Origin of the sequence: Aeromicrobium sp. (assembly GCF_032084975.1) — a bacterium.
In the GTDB taxonomy this organism is placed as follows: Bacteria; Actinomycetota; Actinomycetes; order Propionibacteriales; family Nocardioidaceae; genus Aeromicrobium.
The window spans coordinates 23,800-40,292 of record NZ_DAMDLR010000004.1; the positions used below are offsets into that span (position 1 = coordinate 23,800).

At 68.1% G+C, this 16,493-nt stretch carries 16 protein-coding genes; 7 read left to right on the top strand and 9 right to left on the bottom strand.

Annotation, left to right across the window (positions count from 1 at the left end; all coding sequences use genetic code 11):
* The first annotated feature begins 208 nt into the window (after window positions 1-208).
* Window positions 209-616 (top strand): (deoxy)nucleoside triphosphate pyrophosphohydrolase, encoded by a 408-nt coding sequence (locus tag RT323_RS01745; protein ID WP_313404462.1) that lies wholly within the window; start codon window positions 209-211, stop codon window positions 614-616.
* The gene (locus RT323_RS01750) at window positions 613-3,513 is read left to right on the top strand and encodes a DEAD/DEAH box helicase (RefSeq protein ID WP_313404464.1); all 2,901 of its coding nucleotides are present in this window, start codon (window positions 613-615) and stop codon (window positions 3,511-3,513) included. Before RT323_RS01745 ends, RT323_RS01750 begins: the two co-directional genes overlap by 4 nt.
* Window positions 3,514-3,657: 144 nt before the next feature.
* Here RT323_RS01750 and RT323_RS01755 read toward each other — a convergent pair whose 3' ends face one another.
* The 6 genes from RT323_RS01755 to RT323_RS01780 form a co-directional block, all read right to left on the bottom strand.
* Entirely contained in the window at window positions 3,658-3,927 is a 270-nt protein-coding gene (locus RT323_RS01755; protein ID WP_313404465.1) for a hypothetical protein, read from the bottom strand.
* 258 nt (window positions 3,928-4,185) lie between these two features.
* On the bottom strand, window positions 4,186-4,809 hold the full coding sequence (locus tag RT323_RS01760; RefSeq protein ID WP_313404467.1) for a hypothetical protein: 624 nt from the start codon (window positions 4,807-4,809) through the stop codon (window positions 4,186-4,188).
* A 33-nt stretch (window positions 4,810-4,842) separates the two neighbouring features.
* The gene (locus RT323_RS01765; RefSeq protein ID WP_313404468.1) at window positions 4,843-5,205 is read right to left on the bottom strand and encodes a hypothetical protein; all 363 of its coding nucleotides are present in this window, start codon (window positions 5,203-5,205) and stop codon (window positions 4,843-4,845) included.
* 76 nt (window positions 5,206-5,281) lie between these two features.
* Window positions 5,282-5,938, bottom strand: coding sequence for a hypothetical protein (locus RT323_RS01770; protein ID WP_313404469.1), 657 nt, complete (start codon window positions 5,936-5,938; stop codon window positions 5,282-5,284).
* Between the two features lie 155 nt (window positions 5,939-6,093).
* Window positions 6,094-6,723 carry a 5,6-dimethylbenzimidazole synthase gene (gene bluB, locus RT323_RS01775; RefSeq protein WP_313404471.1) on the bottom strand — a complete coding sequence of 210 codons (630 nt, stop codon included), beginning with the start codon at window positions 6,721-6,723 and terminating at the stop codon, window positions 6,094-6,096.
* Between the two features lie 143 nt (window positions 6,724-6,866).
* A complete protein-coding gene (locus tag RT323_RS01780) occupies window positions 6,867-7,163 on the bottom strand; it encodes a hypothetical protein (RefSeq protein WP_313404472.1) in 297 nt (98 codons plus the stop codon).
* A 161-nt stretch (window positions 7,164-7,324) separates the two neighbouring features.
* Between RT323_RS01780 and RT323_RS01785 the strand changes: the two genes are divergently transcribed.
* The 4 genes from RT323_RS01785 to RT323_RS01800 all read left to right on the top strand — a co-directional run bounded on the left by RT323_RS01785 (window position 7,325) and on the right by RT323_RS01800 (window position 12,463).
* On the top strand, window positions 7,325-9,295 hold the full coding sequence (locus RT323_RS01785) for an MFS transporter (RefSeq protein WP_313404473.1): 1,971 nt from the start codon (window positions 7,325-7,327) through the stop codon (window positions 9,293-9,295).
* Window positions 9,292-9,861 (top strand): TetR family transcriptional regulator, encoded by a 570-nt coding sequence (locus RT323_RS01790; RefSeq protein WP_313404475.1) that lies wholly within the window; start codon window positions 9,292-9,294, stop codon window positions 9,859-9,861. Before RT323_RS01785 ends, RT323_RS01790 begins: the two co-directional genes overlap by 4 nt.
* A gap of 156 nt (window positions 9,862-10,017) precedes the next feature.
* Window positions 10,018-10,731, top strand: a complete 714-nt coding sequence (locus tag RT323_RS01795) for a GAF and ANTAR domain-containing protein (protein WP_313404476.1) — start codon at window positions 10,018-10,020, stop codon at window positions 10,729-10,731.
* Between the two features lie 61 nt (window positions 10,732-10,792).
* Entirely contained in the window at window positions 10,793-12,463 is a 1,671-nt protein-coding gene (locus RT323_RS01800; protein ID WP_313404478.1) for an AarF/ABC1/UbiB kinase family protein, read from the top strand.
* A 78-nt stretch (window positions 12,464-12,541) separates the two neighbouring features.
* Here RT323_RS01800 and RT323_RS01805 read toward each other — a convergent pair whose 3' ends face one another.
* From RT323_RS01805 to RT323_RS01815, 3 genes are all read right to left on the bottom strand, one after another.
* Window positions 12,542-14,041 carry a mannitol dehydrogenase family protein gene (locus tag RT323_RS01805; RefSeq protein ID WP_313404480.1) on the bottom strand — a complete coding sequence of 500 codons (1,500 nt, stop codon included), beginning with the start codon at window positions 14,039-14,041 and terminating at the stop codon, window positions 12,542-12,544.
* A gap of 19 nt (window positions 14,042-14,060) precedes the next feature.
* Window positions 14,061-14,402 carry a DUF202 domain-containing protein gene (locus RT323_RS01810; RefSeq protein ID WP_313404482.1) on the bottom strand — a complete coding sequence of 114 codons (342 nt, stop codon included), beginning with the start codon at window positions 14,400-14,402 and terminating at the stop codon, window positions 14,061-14,063.
* 71 nt (window positions 14,403-14,473) lie between these two features.
* Window positions 14,474-15,454, bottom strand: a complete 981-nt coding sequence (locus RT323_RS01815; RefSeq protein ID WP_313404484.1) for a putative sulfate exporter family transporter — start codon at window positions 15,452-15,454, stop codon at window positions 14,474-14,476.
* Between the two features lie 70 nt (window positions 15,455-15,524).
* On the opposite strand from RT323_RS01815, the gene RT323_RS01820 reads away from it, so the two are divergent.
* Window positions 15,525-16,427: a LysR substrate-binding domain-containing protein gene (locus RT323_RS01820; protein WP_313404486.1), complete on the top strand. Its 903-nt coding sequence runs from the start codon at window positions 15,525-15,527 to the stop codon at window positions 16,425-16,427.
* Window positions 16,428-16,493 lie beyond the last annotated feature (66 nt).

The following is a 16,493-nucleotide window of genomic DNA, read 5'->3' on the forward strand; positions in this document are numbered from 1 at the left end:
TGTGGTTTCGGAACATCTCCAGACAGTCGCCACGTTGCGCGTCAAGTATCGCTAGCTTCGCTCGTGGCGCGACGTCGACGGGAGCATGCAGGCGCCCAGGCCGCGATATGCGGGAGCCGGACCGCGCGTTCGATCTCGTACCACCAGAGGCACACGGATCCAACGCAATGTGGAGTGCACAAACAAGCGTCCTGGCAAGCTGTGCACCGTGACGTCTGAGAAGAAGCACATAGAAGTAGTAGGCGCCGTGATTGTTCAGGAAGGCCGCGTCCTGTGTGCCCAGCGCGGACCCAGGGGGACGCTCGGTGGGATGTGGGAATTTCCCGGCGGGAAGATCGAGCCCGGAGAGACGCCGCGCGATGCGCTCGAGCGCGAGATCCGTGAGGAGCTTCAATGCGACGTCGAAGTCCGAAATGAAGTGGTCTCAACGACCCACGAGTATGACTTTGCCGTCGTGACGTTGACGACGTTCTACTGCGACCTGGTCGCGGGAAACCCGACCTTGACCGAACACGCCGACGTTCGCTGGCTCGCGCCTGACGAGCTCGAGTCGTTGACCTGGGCCCCAGCCGATGTGCCTGCTATTGAGCAGATCAGAGCGGATCTTGCCGCATGAGCACTGATTTCGGTTGGGAAAAGCCGCTGGCGGTCGACGTCGAGTTCGGCTACCTGCGCGGTGACATCTCCTCCCCGAGGCGCTTCCACCCACAAATTGTGCTCAACTCCGCCGAGCACTCCGTCCTCAAGACACTGAGGGACGAACTGCGACGGAGTACCGCATTCCTCTTTTCGGTGGCCTTCGTCTCTCCGCGCGCAATCGCGCTGCTCAAGCAAGAGCTGGTTGAGTTCAATGGCCGAGGGCAGATCATCACCTCGGACTATCTAGCGTTCAACTCTCCTGCAGCCTTCTCCGAGCTTCTCGGGCTCAGGCGTCTAGGTATCGACGTCCGGATCCACGACTCAGACGCCTTCCACCCCAAGGGGTACATCTTCGACCACGGCGACACGGTCACGGCCATGATTGGGAGCGCGAACCTCACGGAGAACGCGTTGGCACGAAACACCGAGTGGAACCTGAAGGTGTCGGCGGCTGCCGGCAGCGATTTGGACACTCAACTTCGCCGACTTGTCCATGAGCAACTCGACGGGTCGACTCCCTTGACCCAGGAGTGGATCGATGACTACACCCGCACCTACCGGGAGCCTGTCCGGCCAGTGGGGCGAGACCAACGGACCGAACCTACGCCCCACGTGTCCGAGACGAGTGACACCCATGTGGAGCCGAACGCCATGCAGCGCGATGCCCTGGAGGCACTGCAAATGTGCCGCGATGCGGGTGAACGGCGTGCCGTGGTGATCTCGGCAACCGGCACCGGAAAGACAATTCTCTCCGCACTCGACGTCCGTGCCGCCAAGCCCCGTCGCATGCTGTTTCTCGTTCACCGGGAACAGATTCTTGATCGCACCATCCTGGAGTACCGCAAGGTTCTCGGCGGGCCGCAATCCGAGTTCGGCAAGCTTGCCGGAGGAGTTCGTGACGACGGCACCCGCTACCTATTCGCGACCATCCAGAGCTTCGGGCGGCCGGCCACCATGGCTACCTTCGCTCGTGACGCCTTCGACTATGTCGTCATCGACGAGGCTCACCGCGTGGGAGCCTCGTCCTACCGCAAGATCGTCGACTATCTCACGCCAGACTTCCTGCTCGGGATGACTGCCACCCCCGAGCGGACAGACTCCTTCAACGTCTTTGAGCTATTCGACTACAACGTCCCGTACGAGATCCGACTGCAACACGCCCTCGAAGCCAACATGCTCAGCCCGTTTCACTACTACGGGATCACTGATGTCACATACGACGATGGAGAGACGGTCGCCGCCGATTCAGACTTGTCCCGTTTGGTGACCCCAGCTCGAGTCGCTCACCTGGTTGACGCGCTGGAGACGTACGGTCAAGCCGGCGTCCCTCCGCGAGGTCTGATCTTCTGTGCTCGGACGGAGGAAGCCCAGCAGCTGTCGTCCGCGCTGAACGAGCGGACTCTTCGGGGTAAGCCTCTTCGAACGATTGCCCTCACAGGTAAGAACAGCGTCTCGGAACGCGAATCTGCTGTGGCGCGCTTGGAGGAAGGCGATTTCGATTACATCCTCACCGTCGATGTCTTCAACGAAGGCGTGGACATCCCCTCGGTGAACCAAGTCGTGATGCTGCGCCAAACGCAGTCAGCCATCGTCTTCGTCCAGCAGCTCGGTCGAGGTCTGCGCAAGTCTGAACGCAAGGAGTACCTCGTTGTCATCGACTTCATCGGGAACTACGCCAATAACTATCTAATTCCTATCGCCTTATTCGGCGACAACTCGCTGAACAAGGAATCGGTACGCAAGAACCTGATCGCTGCGGAGGAAATCGGCGTCCTCCCGGACTTGTCGAGCGTTCGCTTTGACCGGATCGCTCACCGCCGCGTGCTCGAGTCCATCGCGCAGACAAATCTGGACAGCATGCGCGCCCTGAAGAGCGCGGTACTTGACATGCGCAACCGCGTGGGCGCCTCACCGAGTTTGTGGGACTTCTTCCGTTTTGAGTCAGTCGATCCCGTCGTTCTTGCAACCAAGAAGGACCACTTTCCGGCCTTGCTCGCGTCGTTCAAGGTCGACGAAACGGCATTCAGTCCCCGCGAGGGAAAACAGTTGCACCTGCTCTCGTACGAGGTACTCCCTTCGAAGCGATTGCACGAGTTCGTTGTCCTGAGAGCGTTGCTGAAGGGAGCAACGCTGACGGTCGCTACCGCAACGGAGGTCTTGGCGGATGCGGGCATCGCAGCTGACGCGCGTCAAGTGTCGAGTGCCTTCGACACGCTGACGGTGACGGGCTATTCCCGGCAAGGGTCGAAGCGGTTCAGCGCTCCCCTCGCCCGGCGTCTCCCCGACGGCCGCTACGAGCTTGATCCTGACTTCGGATCGTCCATGGGGAACCATGCTTTCGAAAAGGCAGTTCTGGACGTGCTCAAGACCGGTGAGCACCTAACGGTCGATCGCTACGCCTTGGACAGACTCTTCACGCCGGGACGTCAGTACACGCGATCGGACGCCGCACGAATCCTGGGCTGGCCGCGCGCGAATGCGACCACCATTTACGGCTACAAGACGGATGTGGATTCGGGGGTGTGTGCGAACTTCGTGACCTTGCACAAATCCGATGACATCTCAGCGACTACCGCGTACGAGGACGAATTGCTCGACACGCGGACGATGCGGTGGTTTACCCGTAGTCGGCGCAACCTCCAAAGCAAGGAAGTCGCGCCGCTCGTGGCTAACGCGGTCGACATGCACGTGTTTGTCCAGAAGGACAACGCAGAGGACTTCTTCTATCTCGGACTGGCGGATTCCACTGACGCCGAAGAAACAACACTTCCGGGCCGCTCCGAGTCCATCGTCCGCATGATGCTCAACTTTCGTGAACCCATCGACGCTGCGCTGTTCGACTACTTCCATCCATCGCTAACGACGACAGGATGACGGACCGAAGATGAAATGAGCGGACTATCCACGGACAGCCCCGCGCGCAGTGAGCTCGGACGTCAATTGATCCGAAGGTTGGAGTCCTAGGCAACGCCGGCGATGCGTGCTCATCGCTTTGATCAGGCTTGGGCGCGGATTGGTTCAGCGATTTTTACCGGAGTGCGTTCGTGGGGCGATGAAGCAAGTAGTGTCGCGGTCGTGATTCCAGTGTGGTTGACGATGCTGGCGTTGCTCGCAGTAATGGTAAAGAACGGATTTCGTTCTCAGCGATGAGATCGCGCGTGGACTCGCAACTTTCAGCAATTCGTCGCCGGGCGCGGCGGCGAGTTCCAGCGACTCCACGTCCTTGTGGATGAACTGCGCGACGAGGGCGAGCAAGCGCGTCGCGAGCGCACTGTTCGGCAACTGCATGCGGAACTGACCAAGGTGCACCGCTCCGTGGTCGGAGGTAATTCCGAATAGACGTTGCTCCGCCATTAGCCGTCAATTTCGCCACCAGGCGTCGATAATCGTGGCGGCGATCTCGAACAGCAGAAGATTCTCGAGACGGGGCAACTACGGCACGATTGGAGTGTCGACCCTTCGGCGTCCCACTTCATTCGCCATCTTCTCCGCTTTCCCACCGACATGTACAGGCCTGCCTCTTTGGGCCGGCCACGCGCACCACTGTCACCCCGGTTCCCCCTCGGAGACATCGGCGGGACCGAAGTCCTCCTCGTGCACCCACGCCCCGAGCGACTCGAGGTCATCCCGGATTTCCTTGCGGACGCCCGCGTCAGAATCGACCGCCAGAGCCTCTCGCGCGCCGGGCTCGCCCACCGAGTACACCGACAGCCCTCGCCACAGCGCTGAACGAGCCACCAGGGCGAGCGTCCCTGGCGTGCCGAAGTACCACGACCCGTCCTCGAAGCCGTAGTCGATGTTGAACAGAAGGGAGACCGGACGCGCCGGGACAGCGTGCTCACCCGCGTGCCGGTAGCGCCACACCGGACCGTCCGCGCCGGGCTCGAAGCACGGCTCGTACGCGAACGCGAGCATGCCTCGGCCGCTCAGGTGGGCGGCGATGACACCGGCGTCGCCCAACCTGTACTCGTCGTGGACCCGGGCACGGATTCCGCAGCACCGCGGCCCCTCCTCGTCATCGGGAGCCAGGTCGACCTCGAAGTCGGCGCCGGCCGTGCCCAGGGCCGAGACCACGGCACCGTAGTGCCCGGTGGCCGCCCGGACGTGGATGATGTCGTCTCGGTGCGCGATGACCAGTGCGTAGTGGTTGTTCCATCGAGGCTTGTTCATGACGTTCCTTCCAGAGGGGGGTACGAGCTCGACTCAGTTGGGCGAGCAGTAGGACTGGAGCCAGCCGGCCTTGGCCTCGACGAGTTCCAGCGCCCGGTCGAAGGTCACGACCTCGACGGCGAACGAATCACGGTGCTGGAACACGATGTGGTCGGTCAGGTCCGAGGCCGCGGAGCAGGTGAGGCCCTTCGCCTCCAGGTCCGCCACCGCCGCGAGGACGCCGGGGTGGTCGACCGGAGCACACCAGTTGTTGCGTTCGCTCGGCTGGCAGACATCCCCGGTGCCCGGCGTCGGGAAGTCGATCTCCTCGACGGAAACTCGGTCGTTGGCCACCACCATCAGCGCGGCGATGACGAAGAAGGGAACCAGGGCGAGCAGTGCACGAAGTGTCTTCATGCCCTGCTCAAGCCCTGCTGGCACCCCGCGCCCGATCACAGTCTCGGATGGTGAGACGAGCGAGGTTGGTGGGCCGTCAGAAAGGTGGTTCGCCGAAGTCCGTACGGCCGCCGCTCCCGGGCGGGTCGACCTGCCGAGCCGGGCAATCGGTGACCACCGCCACGAGCCCGTCCGGTGGGCGAATGGTGCTCGCGACGGCGTCAGCCCGGCTCGTGCTCAGATCGTCACCGACCCGGCTCAGGGCCATGACGAACTGAGGAACGGTGACCCCGTACGAGGACAGGCGCCGCCACAGCGCCGCCAGGGCGCCACAGAAGGCGTCGGCTCGACCATCGGGAGGAGTCCACCTCAGCGCACGTCGAATGGTCACAGCCGTGCCAGTACCGCGAATCACGGTGTGCGCGTCCGGCGTTATCCCGTCAAAACGACGCACGAGTCGCTGGACCTCGTCCTCACCCCAGTACAGCCACGCGTCGCTCGCGAGACCGTCGTACGGGTCGCCGTTCATCCCGCCTCGACGCCACGGATCTGCCTTGGGCAGCGCACGGACGGCCACCGTCAGCGCGAAGGACGCCTCCTGCATCGTCCGCTGGTCTTCACGCTCCAGCAGCGTCGCGAACGCGGCGTGGACGGCCTCCCGCGCGGGGCGAGGAATGGTCGGGTCCAGGAGACAGGTCACCACCAGGGCGATCTCTGGACGGGTCGGCTGGGCAACGGGGTCGATGTTCGTCATGCCCGGTACAAGCCCGGGGGCTGCCCGAACTCGATCATGAGTCGCTCGCAAGCGTCACCCAAGGCGGTCGAATCGATCTCCGAGCGCGGATCACCGAACCGTCAGGCTCGGTTCATGTTCCAGATCCACCACTGCCGCGTCTCGCCCGCCCCCGCCTACTCCGGCGACCGATACCTCTCCTCATGCAACACCTCGTCGAGTGGCGACCGGTGCCGCCAGCCGAACCGTTCGAGGTCCGGCACCTCCGGCAACGCGTCGACCTGCCCGACGCAGAGCCAGGCCACGGGTCGTACGTGCGCCGGGAACCCGACCAGATCGCGCAGGAACTCCTCGCGGTAAAAGCTCACCCATCCGACCCCGAGCCCCTCCGCGGTCGCCGCGAGCCAGAGGTTCTCGATCGCACAGACGACCGAGTAGAGCCCCGCATCAGCGATGGCATGGCGGCCCAGCACCTGGGACCCACCGCGACCCGGGTCGTAGCCGACGACGACACCGAGGCCGGACTCGAGGATCCCCTCGACCTTGATCCGGGAGAAGGTCTCTGCTCGCTCGCCGTCCAATGAGGCGGCGAAGATCTCGCGCTCCTGCGCCACGTGGTCGCGGAACGCCGCACGGGTCTTCCGCGACCTGACGAGCACGAAGTCCCACGGCTGACTCATCCCCACACTCGGCGCGCAGTGGGCGGCGGCGAGGACCCGCCGTAGCACGTCCTCGTCCACCGGTTGTCCGTTGAACTCATTGCGCGTGTCACGCCGACGGTTGATCACGTCGTAGAGGTCCCTCACCACGTGCCACCCTCTCGGCCTCGCCCGACAACAAACCCGACGAGGGTAGCGCGGTACCCGCGCGCGCCCCGGCCGGCTTCCCGGCACGGAGGCGTCGGCGATCGAGAAGTCCTGCAGCGACGGGGGCGGAGCACCAGCACCACTCAGGCGCGGTTCGCTTTCCAGATCCCCATCACGAACAGGCTGATCGCCGAGGCGATCGCGACGGCTGTCCAGGCGGCGATTTCTCCGGTCGAGATCCCGGGATTGACCGGACCCAGGTTGAGCAGCACGACGAGCGCGGTCCCCCACGCGACGAGGGCGACGATCACCCCTGCTCCGAGGATGATCCCGCCGAGGCGCGACGGCTTGGTTCCCTCGACGTGGGCCTCGTCCTGCGCCTGTCCCACGTGCGGATACGGGACGTGGACGTGCGGTAGGTGGATGTGATGAGTGGCCATGATGCACTCCGTTCATCTCAAAGGTCGCATCGACCAGTCCTTCGACTGTACGCCCGAAGCACCGGGACGACAACGGTCCCCGAGGCACCACGCGCGGACCTGCGACCCACCTGATTGACTGTCCCGTGAACAAGCGTTCACGCCTCGCCGAAAGGACCCCGATGAGCGGCTCTGCGTCCACCTCCCCACGGACCGAGGCCCCCGCGCGCAGTGCCGCGTTGATCGTCACGACGCTGTCGCTGTGCGGCATCGTCGTCTCGTTGCAGCAGACGCTCATGCTGCCGCTGCTGCCCGCGCTGCCGGACCTCGTGGGCGCCTCGGCCGACGACACCTCGTGGCTGGTCACGGCGACGCTGCTCACGGGCGCCGTCTCGACCCCCACCGTCACGCGACTGGCCGACATGTACGGCAAGCGCCGAATGATGGTGCTGACCCTGGCCATCTCGGTGCTCGGCTCGCTGGTCGGCGCATTCAGCCAGGACCTGTCCCTGCTGATCCTCGCCCGCGCATTGCAGGGCGTCGGCATGGCGGTCGTCCCGGTGGGCATCGCGATCATGCGCGACGAGCTGCCGCGTGAGCGGATCCCCCTCGGCGTCGCGCTGATGAGCGCCACGCTGGCCATCGGCGCCGGCGTCGGCCCGCCGGTCGCCGGCCTGATCGCCGAGCACCTCGACTGGCACGCCATCTTCTGGGTGACCGGAGCCGTCGGCGTCGTCCTGCTCATCGCCGCGATGACCGTGCTGCCCGAGTCCCCCGTCCGCACCCGCGGCACCTTCGACATCCGCGGCGCCGTCCTGCTGTCCGCTGCGCTCACCGCCCTCATGCTGGCGATCTCGAAGGGGTCGCACTGGGGCTGGGGCTCCGCCACCACGCTCGGCCTCGTCGCCGGCGGCCTCACGCTGCTCGCGATCTGGGTGCCCATGGAGCTGAGGACGCCCAGTCCCCTCGTCGACCTGCGCGTCTCGTCGCGCCGAGCCGTCCTGCTGGTGAACTCCGCGTCCGTGCTCGTCGGCTTCTCGATGTTCGTCAACATGCTGCTCACGACGCAGCTGCTCCAGGTCCCGGACGAGACCGGCTACGGCATGGGACTCAACGCCCTCGAGACCGGCTGGTGGATGGTCCCCAACGCCGCCGCGTTCGGCCTGATGGCGCCGGTCTCGGCCTGGTTCACGCGTCGCTTCGGACCGCAGCTGACCGCGCTGGTCGGCACGGTGACGATGGGAGTCGCCTACGTCGGCCGCGTGTTCCTGAGCGACAACCTCACCCAGATCGTGCTCGGATCCGTCGTCGTGGCGATGGGCACCGCGATGGTCTACGGCGCGCTCCCGACGATGATCATGCGCGCCGTTCCCGTCACCGAGACCGCGTCCGCCAACGGCCTGAACGTCCTGCTGCGCTCGATCGGCACCACCAGCGCGAGCGCGATCGTCGCGGCCGTCACATCGGCCTCCTTCGTGACGGTCGGCGGCGTCGACGCCATGAGCGAGGGCGCGTTCGCGCTGTTGTTCTGGCTCGCGGCCGCCGCGGCGCTGGGCAGCGCCGTCGTCGTCCTCCCGACGCTGCGCATGCAGGACTTCGCCCCCGAGGCCGATCGCTCGGGCACCGCCACGACCAGCCGGCCCACCCGCGTCGCCCGGGGGCGCGTCGTGGACGAGTTGGCCCGCCCGGTCCGCAGAGCCGTCGTCACCGTCCTGACCACGGACGGCGCCGCCGTCGACTGGGGCCAGGCCGACTCCGAGGGACAGGTCACGGTCGCGGTCCCCGGTCCCGGCGACTACTTCGTCGTGACGTCGGCCGACGGCTGGCAACCGCGCTCGCGCATCGTCACGCTAGAGGACGACATCCGGTTCCCGCCGCTCGTGCTGCGTCACCGGCTGACCCTCGAGGGCACGATCACCGACCCGGACGGCGCACCGATCGCGGGCGCCCTGGTGATCCTCACCCACCACGCCGGTGAGGCCGTGCACTCGACGCGCACCGACCACGAGGGGCACTTCTCCGTGCCGCGTCCCGCGAACGGGCGCTACGTGCTCAGCGCGATCGCCGACAACGGAGCGACGGGTGCTCGACCGGTCACCGTCTGGGAGGCCAACCGCACCGCGGACCTCACGCTCGGGACACCGCTCGCATGACCGCGAACGACCCCTCGGGCCTGCGCGCCGCGGTGTGGCGCGCCGCCGCCGAGCTCTTCGCGCGCAACGGCTTCCCCGAGGTCACGATCCGCGCCATCGCCGCACGCGCCGGCACCTCCCCCGCGCTCGTGATGAAGGTGGCCGGCAGCAAGGAGGAGCTGTTCCACCGCACCGCGGCGATCATCGCTCCCCCTCTACCCGAGGTGCCCGCCGCGGAGCTGGGCCCGGCCCTGGTGAGGGAGCTCCTCGACCGGCAGCGCCGCGGGGACCTCGAGCACCTCGGCCGCGCCATCATGCTGCGCGTGAACGCTCCCGATGCCGCAGCGGTCCGCGAGAAGTTCCTGCACGGCTACGTCGCACCTCTCGCGGACGTCCTCGGGGGCCCGCAGGCGCAACTGCGGGCCGAGCTCGCCGTCGCCGCGCTGCTCGGCCTGGCGACCTCGCTGCGCTTCTTCGAGACCCCGCTGCTCGTCGCCGACCTCGACGCCGTCGAGGCGGCCTACGGCCCGGTCGTCCAGCAACTCCTCGACGGCTCTCCAGTGCTCGAGGGCGCGCGTCTGCCGTGACCCGAAGGGCCTGCGTTCACTCTCCGTGGCGCCGGTCGAGTCGTACGGCTTCCCCATCGTCGCGTCACAGCCTCGCCTCACGCCCGGGGGCTACCCGTCGTGGAGGCGCCTCCGCTGACGCGGGCGGCCGCGCAGCGTGGTGTGAGAGTGTCGAGCATGACCGAAGACCCGCTGGACCAGTTCGCCGAGGTCGCCCGCGCGATGAGCGCCGAGTCCGGTCTCGACCAGACGCTCCAACGAGCCGTCGCCGGCGCGGTCGAGCTCGTGGATGGCTGCGAGCACGCCGGCATCTCGGTGGTCGAGAAGCGCCGGGTCGTCGAGACCGCGGCCGCCACCGACGACCTCGTGCGTCGCGGCGACCAGCTGCAGTACGAACTGGACGAAGGTCCCTGCCTGCAGTCGATCCATGAGCAGGAGACGGTGCAGAGCGACGACCTCACCACCGAGGATCGCTGGCCCGTGTGGTCGCGCCGCGCCGCTGACGAGCTGGGCGTCCGGTCCATGCTCTCGGTGCAGCTGTTCGTCACCCACGACACCCTCGGGGCGCTGAACCTCTACTCCTCCGCCGTGGCCGCGTTCACCGAGGACAGCCGGGAGTCGGCGCTGGCGCTCGCGGCGCACGTCGCCGTCGCGATGCTCGCCGCGCAGGAGCACGACAACTACGAGTCGGCCCTCGCCCACCGCACCGTGATCGGCCAAGCCCAGGGCATCCTGATGGAGCGGTACCAGCTCACCCCCGACCAGGCGTTCGCGACGCTCGTACGCGTCTCGCAGGCCCAGAACCGCAAACTGCGCAACATCGCGCTCGACCTGGCCCGCAACGCGACGGTGCGTGGGCTGCCCGTCGATCCGCCGCCGCCTGCCGCCTGAGGTGCGATCGAGACCGGAGGTTCGGGGGCGCGCATCGACGGCGACCGGCATGCTTGGCCCCATGATCCTGGACGACAACCGCTACGTCGCGCTCGCCCGCCTCGTCCGTCGCTACGGTCGGTCCGACCTGCTGTCGGGAGCCCAGCTCGACGAGTTCGACATCGACGACGAGACGCCCCTGGGCGACGCGGAGCGCGCCGAGGCGTTCGCCGACGACCTCGAGAGGATGGGGCCGACGTTCATCAAGCTGGGCCAGTTGCTGTCCACGCGGTTCGACCTGCTGCCCGCGTCGTACACGACGGCGCTCGAGCGGCTCCAGGACGAGGTCGACCCCATCGACTTCGACACCGTGCGCGAGGTCGTCGAGACCGAGCTGGGCGCCACGTTGAAGGAGCGGTTCCGCGACTTCGACCCCAAGCCGCTGGCCGCCGCGTCCCTGGGCCAGGTGCACCGCGCCAGCCTGCGGAACGGTCGCGAGGTCGTCGTCAAGGTGCAGCGCCCCCACGTGCGCGACACCGTCCGGGAGGACATGAAGGTGCTCGGCCGCCTCGCCCGCCTCGCCGACAAGCGCACCACCGCCGGGCGCAGCTTCGGGTTCGGCCGCCTGCTCGACCAGTTCCGTCGATCCCTCGCCGGCGAGCTGGACTACCGCCGCGAGGCCCGCAACCTCGACACCTTCCGCGAGCTGACCGCCCCCTACGACCTGCTCGTCGTGCCGCGGCCGGTCCACGAGTACACCACCTCGAAGGTCCTCACGATGGACTTCATCGACGGGCGCAAGGTCACCGACATCGGCCAGCTGGGACTCGTGGACCTCGATGCGCGACCCATCGTCGAGCAGCTCTTCAGCGCCTACCTGCACATGATCCTGGACGCCGGAGTCCTGCACGCCGACCCACACCCCGGCAACCTGCTGCTCACCGAGGACGGCCGCCTGGCGCTGCTCGACCTGGGCATGACCGCGTCGGTGCCGCCGCGCGTCCAGCAGGACATCATCAAGCTGCTGCTGGCCATCAGCGACGGCGACGGCGAGGAGACGGCCTCGATCCTGGCGTCCATGGGGCATCCCACCGACGTCTTCGATGCCGGCGCCTTCCGCGACGACGTCACGCATCTCGTGTCCGAGGCGATCGCGAGCGGCGCGGACGTCGCCGTCGGCGCCGTGATGGTCGACCTCAGCCGGCTGTCCGGCGCGCACGGCCTGCGACCGCCGGCCGAGATGTCGATGGTCGGCAAGGCACTGCTCAACCTCGACCGGACCACCTCGCACCTGGACCCGGGCTTCTCGCCCACCGAGGCGATCCGCGAGAACGCGAGCGACATCTCGGCCGCCGGACTCAAGATGTCCCCCGGCGGGATCGTCGCGGCGGCGATCGAGTCCAAGACCCTGGTGGAGCAGTTCCCGAAGCGGGCCAACCGGATCATGGACTCCCTGGCCGACGGGGAGTTCCGGCTCAAGGTCGACGCGATCGACGAGCAGCGCCTGCACACCGTGATCCAGCGGGTCGCGAACCGCCTCACGCTCGGCATCATCATCGCGGCCACGATCCTGGGCGCGGCGCTGATGATGCGGATCCCGTCGACGTGGACGGTGCTCGGCTATCCCGGCCTGGCGATGGTGTTCTTCCTGTTCGCCGTCTGTGCCGGCATCGCCATGGCGGTCTGGGTCGTCATGACGGACCGGAAGGTGGCACGGACGGAACACTCCGCCGGGGCCACTCGAGGAGTCTGATCGTGGTGATGCGGTCGAGGACCTGGACGGACATCGAGGAACTGTTTGCGGCGGAGCCCCATGAGCCGGTCGGGACCCTCACCCGTCGTCGAAGCGCCTGACGGTCGTCAGAGCTCCGCCGTCGTGCAGGGATCTCAGGGCACTGACGTAGGCCTCGGTGAAGCGCCGGTCGGCGAGTAGGTCGGCCGCCGCGGGCTGCACCTGCAGGAAGGCCAGTGGCTCGGATCGTTGGCGGCGGGCCGCGGCGGTCAGCTCGGAGGCACGCTGGTCCTGCAGCGGCATCGGGCCGCCGCGCTCGTCGACCTCCTCGGCACAGCGAGCCCACGCCGCGACCGCGAGCGCTGCACGCTCGATCTCGCCCCCGCGACGGAGCTGCTCGCGGATCACGGGGAACAGGAATTTCGGCATCCGCTCGGAGCTGTCGACGCACTGGCGCGCGAGCGTGTCCGCGATGGCACTGTTGGTGAACCGCTCCATCAGGGTGGTCCGGTAGGCGCCGAGGTCCACACCGACCGGTTCCAGGGTGGGCGTCGCCTCGCGGGACAGGTATCCGTCCACCAGTCGCGCGAAGTGCGGGTCCGCGCACACCTCGTGCACGTACTCGAATCCGGCGAGCCGGCCGAGGTACCCCATCACCTGGTGGCTCGCGTTCAGCAGCCGCAACTTCATCAGCTCGTAGGGCCGCACATCGTCGACCATCTCGACGCCGGCCTCCTCCCACGGCGGTCGCCCGTCGACGAAGTCGTCCTGCAGCACCCACTGGCTGAACGGCTCGCACACCACCGGCCAACCGTCGCGGACCCCGAGCCGCTCGGCCACCTGGTCGCGGTCCGCATCCGTCGTGACGGGCGTGATCCGGTCGACCATCGACGAGGGGAACGACACGTTCTCGTGGACCCACTCCCCCAGCACCGGATCACGCAGGTGCGCGTACGTGCCGAACGCACGCCGGGCCACCTCGCCGTTGCCCTCGAGGTTGTCGCAGGACAGCACCGTGAACGGCCTCACGCCCCGGTCGCGTCGCCGCGCCAAGGCCTCGATGACCACCCCGAACACCGTGCGCGGCACGCGCGAGCCCAGGTCCGCCACGACCTCGGGCGCATCCGTATCGAAGTCGCCCGTCCCACCCCTGAGGTTGTAGCCACCCTCGGTGATCGTCAACGACACGATCCGCGTGCTCGGCGCGGCCAGCGTCTCGATCACCCCCTCCGGATCGTCCGGTGCGTGGAGGTGGCGGATGATCGACCCGACGACGCTCAGGCGCGACGACCCGTCGGGCGCGCGCTCGACCACGGTGTAGAGCCCGTCCTGCTCGCCCAGGACGTCGTGCATGCGGCGGTCGTGAGGCAGCAGCCCAACGCCACAGATCCCCCACTCGTCGGCTGACCCGCGGCGGAGCAGCCGGTCGACGTACACGGCCTCGTGCGCCCGATGGAACCCGCCGACGCCGATGTGGACGATCCCGGCGGTGAGCCGACTCCGGTCGTACCGCGGCACGTCGACCGATGTCGGCAGCGCGGACAGCCCAGCCGCACTCAGTGCAGGCTCGTCGCGCCGGACGGACTCTGGACGATCCATGCCTTCCACCGTAGGTCCGTCACACGGTGGCGACGAGCAGGACGACGAGCGCGACCAGCACGGCCCCCGTCAGCACGGCGGCCGCGGCGATCGGGCCCACCGTCGAGCGGGCCGTCGGGAACGCGCCCTCGGCCAGCTCGCGGGCCGTGCTGCGGTACCGCCAGCTGCCGTACGCGACGACACCGGTGCCGGCGGCGAGCAGCACCGAGCCGGCCAGGATGCTGCCCAGGGACACCGTGCCCTCGTCACCGAAGCGGGCGATCGCCAGGCCGAGAACGATGACGGTGAGCGCAGTGCGCACCCACGCCAGGTGCGTGCGCTCGTTCGCGAGGTGGTCACGGGGGTTGCCGACGTCGCTCATGGAGCCAGCCTGCCGCATGCGCGACCGGGCGCCAGTGTTCAAGCTCCTGGTAACGGCTTCGTGCCGGCCCATCACATCAGCAGCGCGAGCAGGCCGAGCGAGGACCCGGCGGCGATCGCGGTGGAGAGCGTCGCCAGCGCCAGGGCACGTCCGGGGACCGGCCAGAGCTCGCGCAACCGGATCCCGAGGCCGAGCCCGAACATGCCGGCCGCCAGCAGGACGTTGGTCACCACGCCGGCCACGGTCAGCGCGGACTCCGGCAGCAGGCCGGTGCTCCGCAGTGCCGCGGTCGCGACGAACCCCACGACGAACCAGGGCAGCAGCGGAGCCGTCGTCGATCCTTCGCCCGCGCTGCGGCGGGCCACCAAGATCGACATCGGCGCCAGCATGGCCACCCGGCCGAGCTTGACGGTGGTGGCCAACGCCACCGCCCCGCCGCCGAGCACGGACCCCGCGGCGACCACCTGCGCCACCTCATGGATGCTGGCGCCGGCCCAGACGGCCGCCTGCCTGTCGTCGAGTCCGATCAGGTGCGCACTCCAAGGGACGAGGACGATCATGACCGATCCGAAGACGGTGACCAGGGCCACGGCCAGCGCGACGTCCCGCTGGCGCGCCCGGACCGTGTCGGCGACCGCGGCGATGGCGGCCGCCCCACAGATCGAGAAGCCCGCCGCGAGGAGGGTCACGAAGCGCGGTTCGAGTCCCAGCCGAGTGCCCACGGCGAGCGTGCCGTAGTAGGTGATCAGGACGGTGCCCACCACCAGGGCGATGCCTCCCACCCCGATCCCGAGCACCGCGTCGACCGGCAGCTTCAGACCCAGCACGACGATGCCCCAACGCAGTAGCAGGCGGGTGAGGCCCGCTTGGTCCTGCAGGATCCGGCGGTCCGCGAGCGGCGTGTTGGCGACCACGAGCCCGAGCACCAGCGCGACCAGGAGCGGGCTCGCGAGCGGGATGACCACGTTGAGCCCGGCCGCCGCCACGGCGGCCATGAGGGCCGGCGTGAGTCGGTACAGCGACGACGCTCGAGCGTCCTGGGTGAGGGGCATGTCTCGACCATCCCCCGGGACCGCTTCCAGCAGTAGACCCCAGGATCCACGTGGGATATAAACAGAGGTGATGACTCCTGACATCGACATGGAGACCCTGCGCCTGCTCGTCGATCTCGCCGAGCTGAACAGCCTCAGCGCGGCGGCCCAGGCCAGGGGCGTCAGCCAGCCCGCGGCGAGCGCCCGGCTCCGCTCGTTCGAGGCACGGTGGCGCGTGACCGTGGCCGAACGGTCCCCCCGCGGGACCGTCCTGACGACCGACGGGCTCGCGATCGTGTCCTGGGCCCGCACCGTGCTGCACGAGGTCGACCTCATGCGTGCCGCGCTCGGCGCCCTGAGCGACGAACGGCACGCCGAGCTGGAGATGGCGGCGAGCCTGACGATCGCCGAGTTCATCCTCCCGCGCTGGCTGGGCGAGCTCCGCAACCGGTCGGTGGCCGTCCGCCCCCGCCTCCACGTCGTGAACAGCGAGAAGGTCGCCGAGCTGGTCCGGTCACGCACGGTGGACGTCGGCTTCATCGAGACCGCGGCGATCCCCCGCGACCTGGCCCACGGCATCGTCGGCGCCGACGAGCTGGCCGTCGTCGTCGAACCGGGCCATCCGTGGGCTCGGCGCAGCACCCCGCTTCCGCACGACGTCCTGCGCAACGAGGCCTGGGTGCTGCGCGAGACCGGCAGCGGGACGCGCAGCACCTTCGAGCGCGCCCTGCGCTTCGAGCCCCGTCTCGCGATGGAGGCCGACTCGACCACGGCGCTGATCGGAGCGGCCCGGGCCGGGGTCGGTCCCGCCGTCGTCTCACGGCGCGCGGTCGTGTCCGACCTCGAGACCGGACGCCTGGTCGAGGTCCTCACGGACCTCGACCTGTGGCGGCCGTTGACAGCCGTCTGGCTGATGGACCGGCGGTTGCCCGATTCCGTCGACGCCCTGCTGCGCATCGCCCGATCCGGCACGACGCGACAACCGCCGGCTTAGAAGTCGGTCGACGCCTCCAGCGGAACCCGACTGACGAGCGGACATGCGGGAGGGAGCGGTCCCGGG

Coding starts and splice junctions, on each gene's coding strand:
- RT323_RS01750 (WP_313404464.1), top strand. CDS start 613: ATGAGCACTGATTTCGGTTGGGAAAAGCCGCTGGCGGTCGACGTCGAG.
- RT323_RS01755 (WP_313404465.1), bottom strand. CDS start 3,927: ATGCAGTTGCCGAACAGTGCGCTCGCGACGCGCTTGCTCGCCCTCGTC.
- RT323_RS01760 (WP_313404467.1), bottom strand. CDS start 4,809: ATGAACAAGCCTCGATGGAACAACCACTACGCACTGGTCATCGCGCAC.
- RT323_RS01765 (WP_313404468.1), bottom strand. CDS start 5,205: ATGAAGACACTTCGTGCACTGCTCGCCCTGGTTCCCTTCTTCGTCATC.
- RT323_RS01770 (WP_313404469.1), bottom strand. CDS start 5,938: ATGACGAACATCGACCCCGTTGCCCAGCCGACCCGTCCAGAGATCGCC.
- RT323_RS01780 (WP_313404472.1), bottom strand. CDS start 7,163: ATGGCCACTCATCACATCCACCTACCGCACGTCCACGTCCCGTATCCG.
- RT323_RS01785 (WP_313404473.1), top strand. CDS start 7,325: ATGAGCGGCTCTGCGTCCACCTCCCCACGGACCGAGGCCCCCGCGCGC.
- RT323_RS01790 (WP_313404475.1), top strand. CDS start 9,292: ATGACCGCGAACGACCCCTCGGGCCTGCGCGCCGCGGTGTGGCGCGCC.
- RT323_RS01795 (WP_313404476.1), top strand. CDS start 10,018: ATGACCGAAGACCCGCTGGACCAGTTCGCCGAGGTCGCCCGCGCGATG.
- RT323_RS01800 (WP_313404478.1), top strand. CDS start 10,793: ATGATCCTGGACGACAACCGCTACGTCGCGCTCGCCCGCCTCGTCCGT.
- RT323_RS01805 (WP_313404480.1), bottom strand. CDS start 14,041: ATGGATCGTCCAGAGTCCGTCCGGCGCGACGAGCCTGCACTGAGTGCG.
- RT323_RS01810 (WP_313404482.1), bottom strand. CDS start 14,402: ATGAGCGACGTCGGCAACCCCCGTGACCACCTCGCGAACGAGCGCACG.
- RT323_RS01815 (WP_313404484.1), bottom strand. CDS start 15,454: ATGCCCCTCACCCAGGACGCTCGAGCGTCGTCGCTGTACCGACTCACG.
- RT323_RS01820 (WP_313404486.1), top strand. CDS start 15,525: ATGACTCCTGACATCGACATGGAGACCCTGCGCCTGCTCGTCGATCTC.